The sequence below is a fragment of the Bartonella capreoli genome, from assembly GCF_902813205.1.
Classification (GTDB): Bacteria; Pseudomonadota; Alphaproteobacteria; order Rhizobiales; family Rhizobiaceae; genus Bartonella; species Bartonella schoenbuchensis.
Genome location: NZ_CADDZX010000003.1, coordinates 83,935 through 102,731, shown reverse-complemented (window position 1 = coordinate 102,731; position 18,797 = coordinate 83,935). Strand labels below are relative to the sequence as shown.

25 protein-coding genes are annotated in these 18,797 nt (G+C 39.1%); all 25 read left to right on the top strand.

The features are described from left to right. The first annotated feature begins 2 nt into the window (after nucleotides 1-2). The 25 genes from rplV (at nucleotide 3) to alaS (ending at nucleotide 18,737) form a co-directional block, all read left to right on the top strand. Nucleotides 3-392, top strand: coding sequence for a 50S ribosomal protein L22 (gene rplV, locus J7R05_RS03895; protein ID WP_208541274.1), 390 nt, complete (start codon nucleotides 3-5; stop codon nucleotides 390-392). Then, the gene (rpsC, locus tag J7R05_RS03890; RefSeq protein WP_078689891.1) at nucleotides 392-1,102 is read left to right on the top strand and encodes a 30S ribosomal protein S3; all 711 of its coding nucleotides are present in this window, start codon (nucleotides 392-394) and stop codon (nucleotides 1,100-1,102) included. Before rplV ends, rpsC begins: the two co-directional genes overlap by 1 nt. A gap of 36 nt (nucleotides 1,103-1,138) precedes the next feature. Continuing rightward, nucleotides 1,139-1,552, top strand: a complete 414-nt coding sequence (gene rplP, locus J7R05_RS03885; RefSeq protein ID WP_208541273.1) for a 50S ribosomal protein L16 — start codon at nucleotides 1,139-1,141, stop codon at nucleotides 1,550-1,552. A 12-nt stretch (nucleotides 1,553-1,564) separates the two neighbouring features. Beyond that, entirely contained in the window at nucleotides 1,565-1,765 is a 201-nt protein-coding gene (gene rpmC, locus J7R05_RS03880) for a 50S ribosomal protein L29 (RefSeq protein WP_007477073.1), read from the top strand. 11 nt (nucleotides 1,766-1,776) lie between these two features. Beyond that, nucleotides 1,777-2,016, top strand: a complete 240-nt coding sequence (gene rpsQ, locus J7R05_RS03875) for a 30S ribosomal protein S17 (protein ID WP_010703878.1) — start codon at nucleotides 1,777-1,779, stop codon at nucleotides 2,014-2,016. Nucleotides 2,017-2,166: 150 nt separating this feature from the next. Continuing rightward, nucleotides 2,167-2,535, top strand: coding sequence for a 50S ribosomal protein L14 (gene rplN, locus J7R05_RS03870; protein ID WP_010701323.1), 369 nt, complete (start codon nucleotides 2,167-2,169; stop codon nucleotides 2,533-2,535). 12 nt (nucleotides 2,536-2,547) lie between these two features. Further along, a complete protein-coding gene (rplX, locus tag J7R05_RS03865) occupies nucleotides 2,548-2,862 on the top strand; it encodes a 50S ribosomal protein L24 (protein ID WP_208541272.1) in 315 nt (104 codons plus the stop codon). After that, nucleotides 2,855-3,412 (top strand): 50S ribosomal protein L5, encoded by a 558-nt coding sequence (gene rplE / locus J7R05_RS03860; RefSeq protein WP_208541271.1) that lies wholly within the window; start codon nucleotides 2,855-2,857, stop codon nucleotides 3,410-3,412. Before rplX ends, rplE begins: the two co-directional genes overlap by 8 nt. A 24-nt stretch (nucleotides 3,413-3,436) precedes the next feature. Next, a complete protein-coding gene (gene rpsN, locus J7R05_RS03855) occupies nucleotides 3,437-3,742 on the top strand; it encodes a 30S ribosomal protein S14 (RefSeq protein WP_007477078.1) in 306 nt (101 codons plus the stop codon). A 14-nt stretch (nucleotides 3,743-3,756) separates the two neighbouring features. Continuing rightward, the gene (gene rpsH / locus J7R05_RS03850; RefSeq protein WP_208541270.1) at nucleotides 3,757-4,155 is read left to right on the top strand and encodes a 30S ribosomal protein S8; all 399 of its coding nucleotides are present in this window, start codon (nucleotides 3,757-3,759) and stop codon (nucleotides 4,153-4,155) included. Nucleotides 4,156-4,193: 38 nt separating this feature from the next. Further along, nucleotides 4,194-4,727, top strand: a complete 534-nt coding sequence (gene rplF, locus J7R05_RS03845) for a 50S ribosomal protein L6 (RefSeq protein WP_208541269.1) — start codon at nucleotides 4,194-4,196, stop codon at nucleotides 4,725-4,727. A gap of 12 nt (nucleotides 4,728-4,739) precedes the next feature. Further along, entirely contained in the window at nucleotides 4,740-5,102 is a 363-nt protein-coding gene (gene rplR / locus J7R05_RS03840) for a 50S ribosomal protein L18 (protein ID WP_078689888.1), read from the top strand. Nucleotides 5,103-5,216: 114 nt separating this feature from the next. Further along, complete coding sequence (gene rpsE, locus J7R05_RS03835) at nucleotides 5,217-5,777, top strand: 30S ribosomal protein S5 (protein ID WP_208541268.1); 561 nt, start codon at nucleotides 5,217-5,219, stop codon at nucleotides 5,775-5,777. Between the two features lie 32 nt (nucleotides 5,778-5,809). Next, nucleotides 5,810-6,016 (top strand): 50S ribosomal protein L30, encoded by a 207-nt coding sequence (gene rpmD / locus J7R05_RS03830; RefSeq protein WP_208541267.1) that lies wholly within the window; start codon nucleotides 5,810-5,812, stop codon nucleotides 6,014-6,016. 26 nt (nucleotides 6,017-6,042) lie between these two features. Continuing rightward, a complete protein-coding gene (gene rplO, locus J7R05_RS03825) occupies nucleotides 6,043-6,510 on the top strand; it encodes a 50S ribosomal protein L15 (protein ID WP_208541266.1) in 468 nt (155 codons plus the stop codon). Nucleotides 6,511-6,678: 168 nt separating this feature from the next. Further along, on the top strand, nucleotides 6,679-8,025 hold the full coding sequence (gene secY / locus J7R05_RS03820; protein WP_208541265.1) for a preprotein translocase subunit SecY: 1,347 nt from the start codon (nucleotides 6,679-6,681) through the stop codon (nucleotides 8,023-8,025). After that, a complete protein-coding gene (locus tag J7R05_RS03815) occupies nucleotides 8,022-8,600 on the top strand; it encodes an adenylate kinase (protein WP_208541264.1) in 579 nt (192 codons plus the stop codon). The genes secY and J7R05_RS03815 overlap by 4 nt, the downstream gene beginning before the upstream one ends. Nucleotides 8,601-8,779: 179 nt before the next feature. Continuing rightward, on the top strand, nucleotides 8,780-9,148 hold the full coding sequence (gene rpsM, locus J7R05_RS03810; RefSeq protein WP_078689883.1) for a 30S ribosomal protein S13: 369 nt from the start codon (nucleotides 8,780-8,782) through the stop codon (nucleotides 9,146-9,148). A gap of 109 nt (nucleotides 9,149-9,257) precedes the next feature. Then, entirely contained in the window at nucleotides 9,258-9,647 is a 390-nt protein-coding gene (rpsK, locus tag J7R05_RS03805) for a 30S ribosomal protein S11 (protein ID WP_010703867.1), read from the top strand. 95 nt (nucleotides 9,648-9,742) lie between these two features. Continuing rightward, nucleotides 9,743-10,756, top strand: coding sequence for a DNA-directed RNA polymerase subunit alpha (locus tag J7R05_RS03800; protein WP_208541263.1), 1,014 nt, complete (start codon nucleotides 9,743-9,745; stop codon nucleotides 10,754-10,756). Between the two features lie 24 nt (nucleotides 10,757-10,780). Next, the gene (gene rplQ / locus J7R05_RS03795) at nucleotides 10,781-11,209 is read left to right on the top strand and encodes a 50S ribosomal protein L17 (RefSeq protein WP_078689882.1); all 429 of its coding nucleotides are present in this window, start codon (nucleotides 10,781-10,783) and stop codon (nucleotides 11,207-11,209) included. A 248-nt stretch (nucleotides 11,210-11,457) separates the two neighbouring features. Further along, nucleotides 11,458-12,852: a Do family serine endopeptidase gene (locus J7R05_RS03790; RefSeq protein ID WP_208541262.1), complete on the top strand. Its 1,395-nt coding sequence runs from the start codon at nucleotides 11,458-11,460 to the stop codon at nucleotides 12,850-12,852. A gap of 8 nt (nucleotides 12,853-12,860) precedes the next feature. Continuing rightward, nucleotides 12,861-14,192: a replication-associated recombination protein A gene (locus J7R05_RS03785; protein WP_208541261.1), complete on the top strand. Its 1,332-nt coding sequence runs from the start codon at nucleotides 12,861-12,863 to the stop codon at nucleotides 14,190-14,192. Nucleotides 14,193-14,827: 635 nt separating this feature from the next. Continuing rightward, nucleotides 14,828-15,871, top strand: a complete 1,044-nt coding sequence (recA, locus tag J7R05_RS03780) for a recombinase RecA (RefSeq protein WP_010703862.1) — start codon at nucleotides 14,828-14,830, stop codon at nucleotides 15,869-15,871. Between the two features lie 196 nt (nucleotides 15,872-16,067). Beyond that, the gene (gene alaS / locus J7R05_RS03775; RefSeq protein ID WP_208541260.1) at nucleotides 16,068-18,737 is read left to right on the top strand and encodes an alanine--tRNA ligase; all 2,670 of its coding nucleotides are present in this window, start codon (nucleotides 16,068-16,070) and stop codon (nucleotides 18,735-18,737) included. Nucleotides 18,738-18,797 lie beyond the last annotated feature (60 nt).

The following is an 18,797-nucleotide window of genomic DNA, read 5'->3' as shown; positions in this document are numbered from 1 at the left end:
TGATGGGCAAAGCTAAAGTTCCGCGCCAACTTAAGGACAATGAAGCGAAGGCTGTTGCTCGAACGATTCGTGTTAGTCCACAAAAGCTTAACTTGGTTGCTGCGATGATTCGTGGTAAAAAGGTTAATACAGCGTTGGCTGATTTGACATTTTCACGTAAACGTATCGCTCAGACAGTTAGAAAAACTCTTGAGTCAGCGATCGCGAATGCGGAAAATAACCATGATCTTGATATTGATTCGTTGATTGTTTCAGAAGCGCATGTTGGTAAATCTATAGTAATGAAACGTTTTCATGTTCGTGGTCGCGGGCGTACTAGCCGAATTGAGCGTCCATTTTCGCATCTTACTATTATTGTTCGTGAAATTACCGAAAAAGAGGAGGCTGCGTAATGGGGCAGAAGATCAATCCAATAGGGCTTCGTCTTGGAGTTAATCGAACTTGGGATTCACGTTGGTATGCTGATAGTGGTGAATATGGACGTCTCCTTCATGAAGATTTAAAAATTCGTTTGTATGTGATTGAAGAACTGAAGCAAGCAGCCATTTCTAAGGTTGTTATTGAGCGTCCTCACAAAAAGTGTCGTATTATAATTCATTCAGCACGCCCTGGTCTTATTATTGGTAAAAAGGGTGCTGATATTGAAAAGCTTCGTTGTAAACTTTCAGAGATGACGAATGCTGAGACTTCACTAAATATTGTTGAGATTCGTAAGCCGGAAATTGATGCAACAATCATTGCGCAATCAATTGCTCAGCAGCTTGAACGTCGTGTTGCTTTTCGGCGTGCAATGAAGCGTGCTGTTCAATCTGCTATGCGTCTTGGAGCGGAAGGTATTCGTATTAATTGTTCTGGTCGTCTTGGTGGTGCTGAAATTGCTCGTATGGAATGGTATCGTGAAGGTCGTGTTCCACTTCATACTTTGCGTGCCGATGTGGATTATGGTACAGCAGAGGCTAAAACGGCGTATGGTATTTGTGGTGTTAAAGTTTGGGTTTTTAAAGGCGAGATCCTTGAACATAATCCAATGGCTTCGGAAAATCGTGCTATGGAAAGTGATCATTCAGGAGTTTCGTCGAGTCGCCGCCGTGAAAATACTTGATTTTTATGGTTGAATTGAGATTTGGAGTAAAGAGTAATGTTGCAGCCAAAGCGCACAAAATTTCGTAAGCAATTCAAAGGCCGTATTCACGGTGTTGCGAAAGGTGGTACGGATTTGAACTTCGGTGCTTACGGTCTGAAGGCTATTGAGCCAGAGCGTATTACTGCGCGCCAAATTGAAGCGGCGCGTCGTGCTATTACACGTTACATGAAGCGTTCTGGTCGTGTATGGATTCGGATTTTTCCAGATCTTCCGGTTACATCTAAGCCGACTGAAGTTCGTATGGGTAAGGGTAAAGGAAGTGTTGACTATTGGGCAGCACGTGTTTCTCCTGGCCGCGTTATGTTTGAGCTTGACGGGATTCCTGAGGATATTGCACGTGAAGCTCTTAGATTGGGTGCTGCAAAGTTGCCTGTTAAGACTCGTTTTGTTCAACGAATTGCTGAATAAAGAGGTTAAGCGATGAAAGCCGAAGAATTACGGGCGCAAACGCTCGACCAAATGAAAGATGAGTTGGCTAAGTTAAAGAAAGAGCAGTTTAATCTGCGTTTTCAGAAAGCGACAGGTCAATTAGAAAAAACCGCACGTGTTAAGCAAGTTCGTCGTAACATTGCGCGTATTAAAACTTTTCTTCGTCAGAAGATGGATGGAAACAAGGTTTAAGGAAATAAGAGATGCCTAAACGCATTTTGCAAGGCGTTGTCGTTAGCGACAAGAATGATAAAACTGTAGTTGTCAAAGTGGAGCGTCGTTATTCTCATCCGCTTCTCCAAAAGACGGTTCGACAGTCTAAAAAATACAAGGCGCATGACGAGAACAATCAATTCAAAATCGGAGATCAGATTTCTATTCAAGAATCTAAACCGATTTCGAAAGATAAACGTTGGATTGTTGTTGTAGACAGTGTAACGTAATTAACCAGGCTAATTGTTTTAAAATTTAACATTGGTTTTTCCATTGAATAAATTTTGATAACCATAGGCTTCATTGTTGTTTGACAGGCAAGTCCGGATGTGTCAAAGGCATCGTCGGATTTAGACATTAAGAAAAGGTGGTGGCCAGTCATGATTCAGATGCAAACAAACCTCGACGTTGCTGATAATTCTGGTGCTCGTCGTGTCATGTGCATCAAGGTTCTGGGCGGTTCAAAGCGGAAATATGCTTCGGTCGGTGACATTGTTGTTGTTTCGGTTAAGGATGTTATTCCTCGTGGCCGTGTTAAAAAAGGTGATGTGATGAAAGCTGTGGTAGTTCGTACTGCCAAGGATATTCGTCGTGCGGATGGTAGTGTAATTCGTTTTGATAGAAATGCCGCTGTTTTGGTGGATAATAAAAAAGAGCCTATTGGTACACGTATTTTTGGGCCTGTTCCTCGTGAACTTCGTGGTAAAAACCACATGAAAATCATTTCACTCGCTCCTGAAGTGTTGTAAGGAGTAAGTGTCGTGCAAAAGATTCGAAAAGGTGATAAAGTTATTGTTTTATCTGGGAAAGATAAAGGTCGTAGCGGTGAAGTTATTAAGGTGAATCCCAAAAATAGCAGTGCTCTTGTTCTTGGAATTAATGTAGTTAAACGTCATCAGCGTCAAACACAAACACAAGAAGCTGGAATTATTTCTAAGGAGGCGCCGATTCATTTGTCTAATTTGGCGGTTGTTGATCCTAAAGATGGTAAACCTACACGTATAGGTTTTCGTGTAAATGCGGATGGTAATAAAGTTCGTGTTGCCAAACGGTCGGGAGAACTGATTAATGGCTAAAGAAAAACAGAAGCCGCGTATGAAGACGCATTATCTTGAAGTTGTTCGTAAAATGCTTCAAGAGAAGTTTAACTATAAAAACGAAATGCAAATTCCACGCGTTGATAAAATTGTGATTAATATGGGGATTGGTGAGGCGACTGCTGATTCCAAAAAACCATCTATTGCAGCTGAAGATCTGACATTAATAGCAGGTCAGAGAGCTGTAGTTACTTATGCGCGTAATTCTATTGCGAGTTTTAAGGTTCGTGAAAAAATGCCGCTTGGGGCTAAGGTTACATTACGTAAAGATCGTATGTTTGAGTTTTTGGATCGTCTTATTACGATTGCCCTTCCACGGGTTCGTGATTTTCGTGGTTTGAATCCAAAAAGCTTTGATGGTCATGGCAATTTTGCTATGGGTATTAAAGAGCACATTGTGTTTCCAGAGATCAATTATGATAAAGTTGATCAGATTTGGGGCATGGATATTATCGTTTGTACGACAGCAAAAACGGATGATGAAGCGCGTGAATTATTGCGTGCTTTTAATTTTCCATTTCGCTTGTAACGGCAGACGTAGTGAGGTGAGATTATGGCCAAAGTAAGTGCCGTTGAGAAAAATAAGCATCGTGTTGTGATGGCAAAGCGTTATGCTGCACGTCGTGCGCGTTTGAAAGCAATTGTGATGGATCAGAAGGTTTCACTTGAAGAGCGTTTTAAAGCTTCTATTCGGTTGGCGGAGCTACCACGTAATTCTGCAAAGGTTCGTATTCGTAATCGTTGTGAAGTTTCGGGGCGTCCAAGAGCTTATTATCGTAAATTAAAAATGTCGCGGATTGCGCTACGTGAACTTGGTTCTCTAGGCCATATTCCTGGTATTGTTAAGTCTAGTTGGTAAGAGGAGATAACAAGATGTCTATGTCAGATCCTCTTGGTGATATGTTAACACGTATTCGTAATGCGCTTAGTCGTAAAAAGGGTAAAGTGATTACGCCTGCTTCTAAGCTTCGTAGGCGGGTGCTTGATGTTTTGCAGTCTGAAGGTTATATTCGTGGGTACAATCAGGTTGATTTTGGTAAAGGGAAGTCCGAAATCGAGATTGAATTGAAGTATTTTGAAGGTTCAGCTGTTATTCGTGAGATTTCACGTGTTTCAAAACCTGGTCGTCGTGTGTATGTTTCTGCTAAGTCTATTCCTCAGGTAGCAAATGGTCTTGGTATTTCAATTTTGTCGACTCCTAAAGGGGTAATGGCAGATCATGAAGCGCGTGAACAAAATGTCGGTGGAGAAATTCTCTGTCGTATTTTCTGATTGATTGTAAGCAAACGAAAGTAAAACAGGTTAAAACAATGTCTCGTATTGGAAAAAGGCCTATTCCGGTTCCTCTTGGAGTTACTGCTACTGTTGAAGGTCAGTTGATTAAGGCAAAAGGTCCAAAAGGTGAGCTGAGCTACGTCGTTAATGATGAAGTTTTGGTTAAGCTTGAGGAAAATGTTGTGTCGGTTTTACCGCGTGATCAATCAAAGGATGCGCGCTCTAAATGGGGTATGTCACGTTCAATGATTGAGAATATTTTTTGCGGTGTGAAAGATGGTTTTGAGAAGAAACTTGAGATCAACGGCGTTGGTTATCGTGCTGCTTTACAGGGTAAGGATATTCAATTATCATTAGGTTTTTCCCATGATGTTGTTTATAAAGTGCCGTCTGGTGTTACTGTAACAGTTCCTAAGCCAACAGAAATTGTTGTTTCTGGAATTGATAAGCAACAAGTCGGGCAAGTTGCGGCAGAAATTCGTGAATATCGTGGACCTGAGCCTTATAAAGGTAAAGGCATTAAATATGTAGATGAACGTATCGTTCGTAAAGAAGGTAAAAAGAAGTAAGGGTTTTGCGTTATGGTTTCATCTAAAAAGATTATTCAGCGCCGTGCGCAGCGTGTTCGTCGTCAAATTAGAGCTGTCGCTAATGGTCGTCCGAGACTTAGTGTTTACCGCTCAAATCAGAATATTTATGCACAAATTATCGATGATTTACGTGGGTGTACGCTTGCTTCTGCATGTACTCTTGAAGGAGAATTGAGAAAATCTTTAAAAAGCGGTTCTGATAAAGCGGCCGCTTTTGCTGTTGGTAAATTAATTGCTGAGCGTGCAAAAAAAGCTGGTGTTAATGAAGTTGTTTTTGATCGTGGAGCATATGTTTATCATGGTCGAGTGAAAGTTTTAGCTGAAGCTGCTCGTGAGGGCGGTTTGATTTTTTAAAATATCTTGTTTAGAAATTCTGCTAAAAAGATATTTTTAGTGTTTCATATGAATTCCTTAATTTAATATTGAGGATTCGTTAAGGTGCTTCCGGAAAAGAAAAAGGAATGAGGAATGGCACAAAAAGAACGTAATGATCGCGATGAGCGTCGAAGTGAAAATAGTACTGAATTTGTTGATAAACTTGTGCACATTAATCGTGTTGCTAAAGTTGTAAAGGGTGGACGGCGTTTTGGGTTTGCTGCTCTTGTTGTTGTTGGAGACCAAAAAGGACGTGTTGGTTTTGGTCATGGTAAGGCGCGTGAAGTGCCTGAAGCAATTCGTAAGGCTACAGACTCTGCGAGACGTGAAATGATTTATGTTCCGCTTCGATCTGGGCGCACATTACATCATGATGTTGAAGGTTGCCATGGAGCTGGTCGTGTGTTATTGCGCTCAGCTTCTGCTGGTACTGGTATTATTGCTGGTGGGCCAATGCGTGCTATTTTTGAAACTCTTGGTGTGCAAGATGTCGTTGCTAAATCATTGGGTTCATCAAATCCGTATAATATGGTTCGTGCAACTTTTGATGCTTTAAAGCGTCAGGTGCACCCTAAAGATATTGCGGCGCAACGCGGTATTAAATATTCAACTTTACAGTCACGTCGCCAGCATTTGATTGGTTCAGAGGAATAATTTCTGAGGTTTGTCAGAAAAGGAAATTAAAAATGGTTCAAAAAAAATCTCAGATTGGCAAAACTGTAACGGTCGAGCAAATTGGAAGTCCGATTCGAAAGCCACAAACTCAGCGTGCAACATTAAAGGGACTTGGATTAAATAAGATGCGTCGTCGTCGCACTTTAGAGGATACACTTTGTGTGCGAGGTATGATTGCTAAGGTTTCCCACCTTGTTCGGGTTGTGGATGAAGGTTAGAATAGAAGGTCGCAGGAGTATAGAATATGAAACTCAACGAACTGCGTGATCGCGAAGGTGCAACAAAGAATCGTAAGCGTATTGGGCGTGGTATTGGTTCGGGTAGTGGTAAAACTGGTGGTCGCGGTGTTAAAGGGCAAAAATCGCGTTCTGGTGTATCGCTTAATGGTTTTGAAGGTGGGCAGATGCCTATCTATCGTCGTTTACCAAAGCGTGGATTTAAAAATTTCTCTGCTAAGATTTATAATGAAGTTTCATTAGGTCGAATTCAGCAAGCAATTGATACAGGAAAGTTAAATATTGAAAAACCGGTTGATGTATTTGTACTAAAAGAAGCTGGTGTTGTTCGTCGTGTAAAAGATGGTGTTCGTCTTCTTTCTGATGGTGAGTTAAAAGCTAAGATTGTGTTTAATGTTTCTGGTGCTTCTAAGATTGCTTGTGTAAAGATCGAAAAAGTTGGTGGTCAGATTAATTTTCTTGAATCTGTCCAGTAAGTTCATTTTGACAAATAGTGGCTGGCCTGGAAAGGAGTATCTGTAACTCATTCTAGGCCATTATTTATGAGAGACCATTTAAGTTTTGCGTTTATTCTTATATAACATATGAATGTTAGGATTATTGTTATGTAAGCAATGGGTTGGGGTGTAAACTGGAGAGATTTTATGGCATCAGCTGCAGAGCAACTTGCTTCCAATATAAATTTTGGTACTTTTTCACGTGCGACTGAATTAAAAAAACGTATTTGGTTTACTCTAGCTGCGCTTCTTGTGTATCGTTTTGGTACTTATATTTCTTTGCCTGGCATTAATATTGATGCTTTACGGCAAACATTTGAACAGCATGCGTCTGGTGTATTGGGGTTGGTGAATATGTTCGCTGGAGGTGCTGTTGGGCGGATGGCGATTTTTGCGCTAGGAATTATGCCTTATATATCAGCATCAATTATTGTACAGTTGCTAACTTCAATTGTTCCTTCATTAGAATCTCTTAAAAAAGAAGGTGAATTAGGCCGTAAAATTATCAATCAATATACTCGTTACGTAACGGTAGTATTAGCTGTTCTGCAGGCTTTTGGTGTTGCGGTTGCACTTGAAACTGGTATAGGAACAGGACTTCAAATTGTTTTGGAGCCAGGTATAATGTTTCGTATTTCTGCTGTCATTACGCTGGTTGGTGGAACGATGTTTTTAATGTGGCTTGGCGAGCAGATTACATCACGTGGTGTTGGTAATGGGGTTTCTCTCATTATTTTTACAGGTATTGTGGCTAATTTCCCTTCCACTTTTGCTCAACTTTTGACTGCACATAGTCAAGCTGATTTATCAACTTTTTTATTAATAGGAATTGTTCTTATTATTGTTTTTGTTGTTGGATTCATTGTTTTTATAGAACGTGCACAACGACGGATTCTTATTCAATATCCAAAACGTCAAGTTGGTAATCAGATGTTTCAGAGTGATATGTCACACCTTCCTTTAAAGTTGAATACTGCTGGAATTATTCCTCCAATTTTTGCTTCATCTTTGTTATTGTTACCTGCAACTATTAATAATTTTTCTGATAAAATGCCGCAGTGGATTCAGACTATTTCTTTTTCTCTTGGTCATGGGCAACCACTTTATATGATAATTTATGCGGCTTTGATGGCATTTTTTTGTTTTTTCTATACAGCTATTGTATTTAATCCTAGTGATACAGCAGATCAATTAAAAAAGCATTCGGGTTTTATTCCTGGAATTCGCCCTGGTGAACGTACAGCTAAATATATTGATTATGTTTTGACGCGTATCACTGTTGTCGGTGCGATTTATATTATTCTAGTTTGTTTGTTGCCGGAGTTTATGATATCAGCACTGCATGTTCCTTTTTATCTTGGGGGCACGTCCTTGCTCATTGTCGTTACTGTTACACTTGATACAGTTGCTCAAATTCAGGGGCATCTTGTTGCGCATCAATATGAAGGGTTGATTAAAAAATCAAAACTCCGTGGAGGTAAAAGGAATCGATGAGAGTTATTTTTTTAGGACCTCCTGGGGCAGGTAAGGGCACTCAAGCTAAAATACTAGGTGAGCATTATAAAATTCCTCAATTATCAACAGGGGATATGCTTCGTGAAGCTGTTGTAGCAGAAAAAGAAATTGGTAAAAAAGCTAAAGCCATTATAGAAAGTGGTGTTTTGGTGTCTGATGATATTGTTAATCAAATTGTATCAGATCGTATTGATGAAAATGATTGTGTAAACGGTTTTATATTGGATGGATATCCGCGCACTGTAGGGCAAGCAGAGGCATTACAACAAATTTTGCAATTAAAAAACGTGCAGCTTAATGCCGTTATTGAATTTATTGTTGATGAAAAGGCTTTGATTGAGCGCATGAAGAAACGTGTTGAGGAAACGATTGCTGTTGGTGGACAAGTCCGTTCAGATGATAATTCTGATTCTTTTGCAAAACGATTAGTTGAATATCGTGAAAAAACAGCTCCTTTATCAGAATTTTACTTAAAAACAGGTTTGTTAAAAAAGGTTGATGGAATGGCTGATGTTACTGATGTATCATGTGTAATTAGAGAGTTCCTTAAATAAGAAAATTTTTTAAAAATAAATGAAAAGAGTTGACTTTTATAGTAAAATCTATCAAAAGCTGCTTTATTTCAGTAAAAAATGGGATTTGGGGTATGTTGGAGCCGAGATCATTTCTTTGTTTCTGTAAAGTGCTTCAAGTATTTTATGGTTCATTGTTAACATAATCAAGGAGAATAAGTGTGGCTCGTATTGCTGGCGTTAATATCCCAACAAATAAGCGTGTAGTTATTGCGCTTCAGTATATCCACGGGATTGGACGGAAATTTGCTCAAGAAATTGTCGAGAAAGTTGGCATTCCTTCGGAACGTCGTGTACATGAACTTTTAGATGCGGAAGTGTTGCAAATTCGTGAAACGATAGATCAAGGTTATCAAGTTGAAGGGGATCTTCGTCGTGAAGTTGCGATGAATGTTAAACGTTTAATGGATCTTGGTTGTTATAGGGGGTTGCGCCATCGTCGTTCTCTACCCGTTCGTGGGCAGCGTACACATACTAATGCGCGTACGCGTAAAGGTCCAGCTAAAGCAATTGCTGGTAAGAAGAAATAATAGTAATCTTTATTTTTATATTCTTCTTTTTGTGGGAAGTTTTGAATAAAGGTAAATAAGGTGGAGCTGCTGGTGTTACGGCAGTGGAGAGATCGTTGAAAGGAAAGTTATGGCCAAGGAAGCCACACGTGTTCGCCGTCGCGAGCGTAAAAATATTTCATCAGGTGTTGTGCATATCAATTCAACATTTAATAATACGATGATTACTATTACTGATGCTCAGGGGAATGTGATTGCATGGTCATCTGCTGGTGCTCAGGGGTTTAAAGGTTCTCGTAAATCTACACCTTTTGCTGCACAGGTTGCAGCAGAGGATTGTGCTAAAAAGGCGCAAGAACATGGTATGCGCTCATTGGAAGTTGAAGTTTGTGGTCCTGGGTCAGGTCGTGAATCTGCTTTGCGTGCGTTGCAATCTGTTGGTTTTGTAATTACTTCCATTCGAGATGTGACGCCAATTCCTCATAATGGATGTCGTCCCCGAAAAAGACGGCGTGTTTGATTAGGTATTGTTTTTCATAATCGGAAACTTTTTCCGATGTTCACACTGGCCGTTGCGATTGAATGGTAGCGGAACTAAAGAACAGGAATAAAAATATGATCCAGAAAAACTGGCAGGAGTTAATTAAACCCAATAAGGTTGAGTTTCATGCAGATGGTAATTCAAATGTTGTGAGTGTTGTTGCAGAGCCGCTTGAGCGTGGTTTTGGTTTAACATTAGGAAACGCACTTCGTCGTGTATTATTGTCATCACTGCGTGGCGCTGCTGTTACTGCTGTGCAAATTGATGGTGTGTTGCATGAGTTCTCATCAATTCCAGGTGTTCGTGAAGATGTTACAGATATTATTTTAAATATCAAAGAAATCGCTATTCGCATGGAAGAGGAGGGCCCTAAGCATGTTATCATTTGTAAAGAAGGGCCTGGTGTTGTTAGGGCTGGAGATATACGTACTGTTGGAGATATGGAAATCCTTAATCCCGAACATGTTATTTGCACGCTAGATGAGGGTGCGGAAATTCGTATGGAATTTATTGTAAATACGGGAAAAGGTTACGTTCCGTCTGATCGTAATTGTGTAGATGATGCGGTTATAGGTCTCATCCCCATCGATAGTCTTTATTCGCCAGTTCGTAAGGTGTCTTATAAAGTAGAAAATACACGTGAAGGGCAGGTCCTTGATTACGATAAGTTGACGTTAACGATTGAAACTAACGGCGCTGTTAATGGTGAAGATGCTGTCGCTTTTGCGGCGCGTATTCTTCAAGACCAGCTTTCGGTATTTGTCAATTTTGAAGAGCCACAAAAAGAACTTGTTGAAGAGCCATCTTCTGAGCTTTCTTTTAATCTTGCACTTCTTAAGAAAGTGGATGAGTTGGAGCTGTCAGTTCGTTCAGCAAATTGTCTTAAGAATGATAATATTGTTTATATTGGTGATCTTATTCAAAAAACAGAAGCTGAAATGCTTCGGACACCAAATTTTGGACGTAAATCATTAAACGAAATTAAAGAGGTTCTTGCGTGTATGGGGCTCCATCTTGGTATGGAGATTCCTGCGTGGCCGCCTGAGAATATTGATGATCTTGCTAAACGTTATGAAGATCAGTATTAAGAATTAAATTTAAGGAGAAAGCTCATGCGTCATGGTAAATCAGGTCGCAAGCTAAACCGGACTGCCAGTCATCGTAAAGCAATGTTTGCCAATATGGCAGCTTCGTTGATCGGGTATGAGCAGATCGTGACGACGCTTCCAAAGGCTAAAGAAATTCGCCCTATTGTTGAAAAGTTGGTTACACTTGGTAAACGGGGTGATTTGCACGCGCGCCGGCAAGCAATTTCAGCTATTCGTGACACTAAAAAGGTTGCAAAGTTATTTGATACACTTGCACCACGTTATGCATCACGCAAAGGTGGTTATTTGCGCATTATGAAAGCAGGTTTTCGGACTGGTGATAATGCGCCTATGGCTGTTATAGAATTTGTTGATAGGGATATTAATGCAAAAAATTCTGTAAATCATAAACACATAGAAGGGGTTGCCAATGAGGAAAAGGCCTCTTCGTAAGGAGCTTTTTCTTTTTTGGGGAATGAAAAACGCCTTTCTGAGGCGTTTTTTTATTCGTGCTTCAGAATAAATATTGTTCAATATATGAAAAAGCAGATTGTTCTCATTGTTGGTTTTGCAATATTACTTGCCAAAGTGAGACATTTTTGATTTAAATATCAAATAGATGAGATGATAAATGGAGATGAATGAGAAAATTTCCATGTTCTACTAAATGGGGGCTGTTTTAGTTTTTGAGGGAGTGGATAATGAAGCGTTCTATTTTTATAGGGCTTTTTTTTGTGATTATGACATTAATATCGTTTCATTCCACGAATGCTGAAGTTCCACCAACACAGTCAAAAACCACTTTTTCATTTGCTCCTTTAGTTAAAAAAACTGTTCCGTCTGTTGTAAATATTTACGCTGCCCGACAAGTTAAGGTGCGTTCTCCTTTTGAAGATGATCCATTTTTTGAACAATTTTTTGGTCGTTATCAAGATAACAGACCTTTACGCACGCAATCATCATTGGGGTCTGGGGTAATTGTTGATGCACGTGGTTTGGTTGTTACGAGTTACCACATTATTAAAGGTGCTCACGAGATTAAAGTTGCTCTTTCTGATGGGAGAGAGTTTATAAGCGCAGTTATATTAAAAGATGAAGCAACTGATATTGCAATACTTGAAATTAATTCAAAAGATACTCAGTTTCCTGTTCTTCCTTTAGGAAATTCTGATGCAGTTGAAGTTGGCGATCTCGTTCTTGCGATTGGTAATCCTTTTGGTATTGGCCAAACAGTTACAAGTGGTATTGTTTCAGCGCAAGCGCGTACACGTGTTGGTATTTCTGATTTTGATTTTTTTATTCAAACAGATGCTGCTATCAATCCGGGTAATTCTGGTGGGGCTCTAATTGATGTGAATGGCCGATTGATTGGGATTAATACAGCTATTTATTCGCGTTCCGGCGGTTCTACAGGAATTGGTTTTGCTATTCCAGCTAATCTTGTTAAAGTAGTTCTTGATACAGTTAAACGTGGTGAACAGTTTTTTGTGCCGCCTTATATTGGTGCATCCTTTCAAAGGGTTACACCTGATGTTGCAGGTGGTTTGGGTTTAGAACGTCCCTATGGAGCTCTTGTTATTGAAATTGTTCAAGATAGTCCTGCTGCAAAAGCTGGTTTAAAAGTGGGTGATGTTATTTTAAGTGTGCAAGATATACAAATTGGTAGCCCAGATGACCTTATATATCGTTTGATAACAACTAGTGTTGGGCAAAACCTTAATTTAGAATATTTACGAGATGGAAAAACTTTAAAAACAAAGATAACTGTCTCATCAATGTCTAATTCTGCATTTGTAAAATCTGAAAAAATTATTGATAAAAGTCCTTTTTCTGGGGCTGAAGTACTAGATTTAACACCGCAAAATAGCCAGCGTTTTCATCTTCCTGCGACTGTAAAAGGTGTTGTGATTGCCAATCTCGATAACATGAGTAATGCTGCAGAGATTTTCCGCTCAGGAGATATTTTGCGCGCTGTTAATGGTCATCAAATTCAAACTGTGAGCCAATTAAAAAAGATTCTTATGCAGGAACATCCGCGTATTTGGCAACTGGAATATGAACGCAATGGTGTCTATATTCGCCAATTTATCCGCTGAGGGGCACTTTGAATAAAGATTTTTTTACTTCATCTTTTGATTCCCATTTCAGTGAAAATCGGCCACTTGCTGAAAGAATGCGTCCCCGCTCTTTGAGTGAGGTTGTTGGGCAAGATCATTTGATTGGAACGGAAGGCTTTCTTTCACGTATGATAGAAAGTGGTTCGTTTGGTTCGATGATTTTTTGGGGGCCTCCAGGAACAGGTAAAACAACAATTGCACGTTTATTGGCATTAGAGACGAATTTCGCTTTTGAGCAAGTTTCTGCTATTTGTACTGGTGTTACAGAGCTAAAGAAAATTTTTGAAGTAGCTCAAGCTCGTTTTATGTCTGGATGTCGGACACTTTTGTTTGTTGATGAAATTCATCGATTTAATCGTGCTCAGCAGGATGTTTTTCTTCCTTTTATGGAAGATGGTACAGTGGTTCTTGTAGGGGCAACAACTGAAAACCCTTCATTTGAACTTAATAGTGCCCTTCTTTCACGTGCACGTGTTTTGACGTTTCGTTTGCATGATAGTAAAAGTTTGAGTATGCTTTTAAAGCGCGCTGAGGAAGTGGAGGGTAAATCTTTACCTTTGGATGATCACGCTAGAGACCTCTTGATAAGGATGTCTGATGGTGATGCTCGAGCGGCACTAACACTAGCAGAGGAAATTTGGCGTGCTGCACGCCCGGAGGAAATCTTCAATGCTAAAGTTTTACAAAAAATCATTCAGCGTAGAGCTCCGATTTATGATAAAGGTCAGGACAGTCACTATAATCTTATTTCAGCATTACATAAATCAGTTCGTGGATCTGATCCTGATGCTGCTCTTTATTATCTTGCACGTATGTTTGATGCGGGTGAAGATCCTCTATATATTGGACGTAGATTGGTACGTATAGCTGTTGAAGATATTGGTTTGGCAGATCCGCAGGCTCTTGTAATCTGTAATGCAGCAAAGGATGCTTATAATTATTTAGGGTCGCCTGAGGGTGAATTGGCTTTGGCGCAAGCATGTCTTTATATTGCTACGGCACCAAAGTCGAATGCAGTTTATCTTGCTTATAAGGCAGCGATGCATTGTGCGCGTAAAAATGGTTCTTTACCTCCTCCTAAGCATATCCTTAATGCTCCTACAAAACTTATGAAGGAAAATGGATACGGGGAAGGTTATCGTTATGACCATTCTGAGCCAGATGCTTTTTCAGGGCAGGAGTATTTTCCTGAAAAACTTGGACGTCAAATTTATTATCAACCACAAGAGCGTGGTTTTGAGCGTGAAATTGTGAAACGTCTTGAATGGTGGAAAAAGTTACGACAAAAACGGGGTAGTCAAAAACAAGATTGCGACTAAATCATTTTCTATTTTTCTTTAATAGATTTCAATTCAACCACATTATTATTGTAGCTTTATTAATAAGCTTAAATCATGTGCGAAAATTTGTCATTCCTTACATATAAAAATTTTCTCTTTTTGAGTAAGGGTAAATTCAAACCTAGGTGACAACTAAGTTTTGAAATTTTTTAAGGAAACTGTAATTGGTATGGCTGTTAGTGTATTTAATGATTAGCTGATTGGTGCCTCAAGTTATTTCTCAAATATTATGGTGATTTTGATCAACATTAGCTTTGGGCCATTTGCGGTAAATTGGTAATTATGGGTCCGTGTGCTCAGTTGCTTCATTTATTATATTGTAAAAGTGTGTGCCCAAAACATTGTCTTAAAAATTGGGGCGTTTTCTTTATGGATGAGATAGATTAACGATATAAACTTAATATAATAAGCTGCTATTTTTCGATGCATTTTTTTGAAATATGCTTTGTGTTAGCAAAAAAAGTATAATTTTTTACAACATTGATTAAAAATTGTTGGTGCAACGAAGATAGAGATGAAATAGTCTGTGAAAATCTAAACTCCAGACTTTAATTAAGTTAATAGAGCAGTATATATTGTATAAAAAATTATTCTGACTTACTAAGGATATGATTGTGGATAAAACAAAAGCTCTAGATTCTGCTCTATCACAAATCGAACGTTCTTTCGGTAAAGGCTCAATTATGCGTCTTGGGCAAAAGGAGCAGGTTGTTGAAATTGAAACAATTCCCACTGGCTCATTATCCTTAGATATTGCTTTGGGTGTAGGTGGATTACCAAAAGGGCGTATTATTGAGATTTATGGGCCAGAAAGCTCCGGGAAAACGACACTGGCTCTTCATGCTATTGCTGAAGCTCAGAAAAGTGGTGGAGTTTGTGCTTTTGTTGATGCAGAACATGCTCTTGATCCTATTTATGCACGTAAACTTGGTGTTAAATTAGAAGATCTGCTCATTTCTCAACCAGATACCGGTGAACAAGCTTTGGAAATTGCAGAAACGCTTGTTCGTTCTGGTGCGATTGACGTACTTGTTGTTGATTCAGTAGCAGCTTTAACACCACGTGCGGAAATTGATGGTGAAATGAATGATTCTGTTCCTGGGTTGCAAGCTCGATTAATGAGTAAAGCTTTGCGTAAATTAACGGCATCAATTTTTCGCTCTAACTGTATGGTTATTTTCATCAATCAGATTCGCATGAAAATTGGTGTAATGTTTGGTTCTCCTGAAACGACAACAGGTGGGAATGCTTTAAAGTTTTATGCTTCTGTCCGTTTAGATATTCGTCGTGTTGGTGCTATTAAAGACCGGGATATGGTAATTGGTAATCAAACGCGTGTTAAAGTGGTGAAAAATAAATTAGCCCCTCCATTTAAGCAGGTGGAATTTGACATTATCTATGGTGAAGGTATTTCCAAAGTGGGGGAATTGATTGATTTGGGTGTTAAAGCTGGTATTGTAGAGAAATCTGGTTCATGGTTTTCTTATAATTCTCAACGTTTAGGGCAGGGGCGTGAGAATGCAAAGCAATTTTTACACGAGAATGCAGAAATAGCAACAGAGATTGAATCGGCTTTACGTCAAAATGCTGGTTTGCTTGCAATTGAATTATTAGAAAATGCAGGATTAGAAAATACAGAAAGCGATGAATCAATTTGATAAATGATCATTAATTGCAATTTAGTTCTTTCTGTTTTTGTTTGTTAGATTTTTTGAGTGTAAAATCTTTTATTTTCAAATTTTTATGAAAAAATATTTCTATTTTAATTAAGTTACTCTAAAAGCGATAAGGAGAGTATTTAATTAAAATGGGTTTTATCTTTGCAAGAGTGTGCTGTATTGTGCGGGTGTAAATATGAATAGCGTTAATAAGATCCGGTCAACATTTCTGGATTATTTTCATCGTAATGGACATAAAGTTCTTTCTTCTAGCCCACTTGTTCCACGCAATGATCCCACATTAATGTTTACAAATGCAGGAATGGTGCAGTTTAAAAATGTTTTTACTGGACTTGAGCAGCTTTCCTGTAGCCGGGCAACAACCGCACAAAAGTGTGTACGTGCGGGTGGAAAGCATAATGATCTTGATAATGTTGGTTATACTGCACGTCATCATACTTTTTTTGAAATGCTTGGTAATTTTTCTTTTAGCGATTACTTCAAAGAAGAAGCAATTTTTTTTGCATGGAACCTTCTAACAAAGGAATTTTGTCTTTCGAAAGATAAGTTGTTGGTTACAGTTTATCATAGTGATGATGTAGCTGCTCAGTTATGGCGTAAAATTTCAGGTCTTCCAGACGAAAAAATTATTCGGATTGCAACAAATGACAATTTTTGGATGATGGGGGATACAGGGCCTTGTGGCCCATGTTCAGAGATTTTTTATGATCATGGCGATAAAATTTTTGGGGGACCTCCTGGAAGCGCTGATGAAGATGGTGATCGCTTTGTTGAAATTTGGAATCTAGTCTTCATGCAGTATGAGCAGGTGAGTAAAGACAAGAGAATTGAATTGCCTCATCCTTCTATTGATACGGGGATGGGATTAGAACGTATCGCTGCTGTTTTGCAAGGTGTGCACGATAATTATGATATTGATCTTTTTTCTGCATTAATTCGTGAGTCACAAAGAATAACAGGAGTTGAGGCGACGGATGACTTTGTTGTTAGTCATCGTGTTATTGCTGATCATCTACGTTCCTCTGCATTTTTGATTGCAGATGGTGTTCTGCCTTCTAATGAAGGTCGGGGATATGTTCTACGTCGTATTATGCGTCGTGCTATGCGTTATGCTCATTTTCTTGATGCAAAAGAATTATTGATGTGGCGTCTTGTGCCTGCTTTGATACGCGAAATGGGGCAAGCCTATCCTGAATTAGTACGTGCCGAATCTTTAATTTCAGAAATTTTAAAGTTAGAAGAAACGCGTTTTCGTAAAACTCTTGAACGGGGTCTTCGTTTGTTGAATGAAGAAAGTATTCATCTTAAAGAAGGTGATTGTTTTAATGGTGAAGTTGCTTTTAAACTTTACGATACATATGGTTTTCCACTTGATTTGACGCAAGATGCTCTTCGGCACCGTGGAATATCTGTTGATGTTAACGCTTTTAACAAAGCAATGGAACACCAAAAAGCGGAGGCTCGCGCTAATTGGTCTGGTTCTGGTGAGTCTGTAACGGAAACCATTTGGTTTTCTGTTCGTGATCAAGTAGGTGCTACAGAATTTTTGGGTTATGAAACAGAAAAAGCAGAAGGTATTATTACTGCTCTTATTTGTGACGGTCAGATCGTTGATCACGTTTCTTCAGGGCAAAAAGCTATGCTTGTCGTTAATCAGACACCTTTTTATGGTGAATCTGGTGGGCAAATTGGGGATAGTGGTATAATTTCTGGTGAGAATTTTGTTTTTGAAGTACATGATACCCAGAAAAAGGCTAAAGGCGTTTTTGTTCATATTGGTGAGGTTAAAAGTGGTCAAGCAAAAACACATGATTGTGTGGAATTAGCAGTTGATTGTGTTCGTCGTAGAAAAATTCGTGCAAACCATTCTGCTACCCATTTATTACATAAGGCTTTGCGTCAAACATTGGGGGATCATGTTGTACAAAAAGGTTCTTTTGTGTCACCCGATCGGTTACGTTTTGATTTTTCTCATCCACGGTCAATTTCACAAGAAGAATTAAAAAAAGTAGAAGATTTAGCCAATGAAATTGTGTTGCAAAATAGCAAAGTAATAACACGTCTGATGACAGTGGATGATGCAATTTCTGAAGGGGCGATAGCATTATTTGGTGAAAAATATGGTGATGAAGTTCGTGTTGTTTCTATGGGGAAAAAGCATGAGCAGATAGGGGAAAAAGACTGTTGGTCAATTGAGCTTTGTGGGGGCACGCATGTGCACAGAACAGGTGAAATTGGCTTGATTCATATTGTTTCAGAAAGTTCTGTAGCTGCTGGAGTTCGCCGTATTGAGGCATTAACGGCTACAGCTGCGCGTCTTTACCTCTGTAGTCAAGGTAAGCAACTTTATGACATTGCTGCTCTTTTTAAAATGCCCTCTATTTTTAATCTAAACAAAAATATTCAGGATTTACTAGATAATTATCGTAGGATTGGAAAAGAATTAAGTAATTTACGTACGAAAATTGCTTTTAATGATGGAGCTACAAAAGATAATAAAGCAGATATAAAAATTATTAATGGCATTTCTTTTATGGGGCGTGTCATTCAAAATATTTCACCAAGAGATCTTAAGACATTAGTGGATTCTGGAAAAAAGCAGATTGGATCTGGTGTTGTAACTTTCATCGGTATCTCAGAGGATGGCAAGGGAAGTGTTGTTGTGGGTGTAACTGATGATTTGGCTGATAGACTGAGTGCTGTTGATTTAGTACGTATTGTATCAGATACTCTTGGTGGTAAAGGTGGTGGTGGGCGCCCTGATATGGCGCAAGCCGGTGGTCCGCAAGGGGATAAAGCTTATGATGCTATTGCAGCATTAGAAGTTTTTCTTGAAAACTTGTAATTTATCTTCGTGTTACTTAAACTTAGGTCTTGTAAGAAGCTAGAAAACTGTACTTTAGAT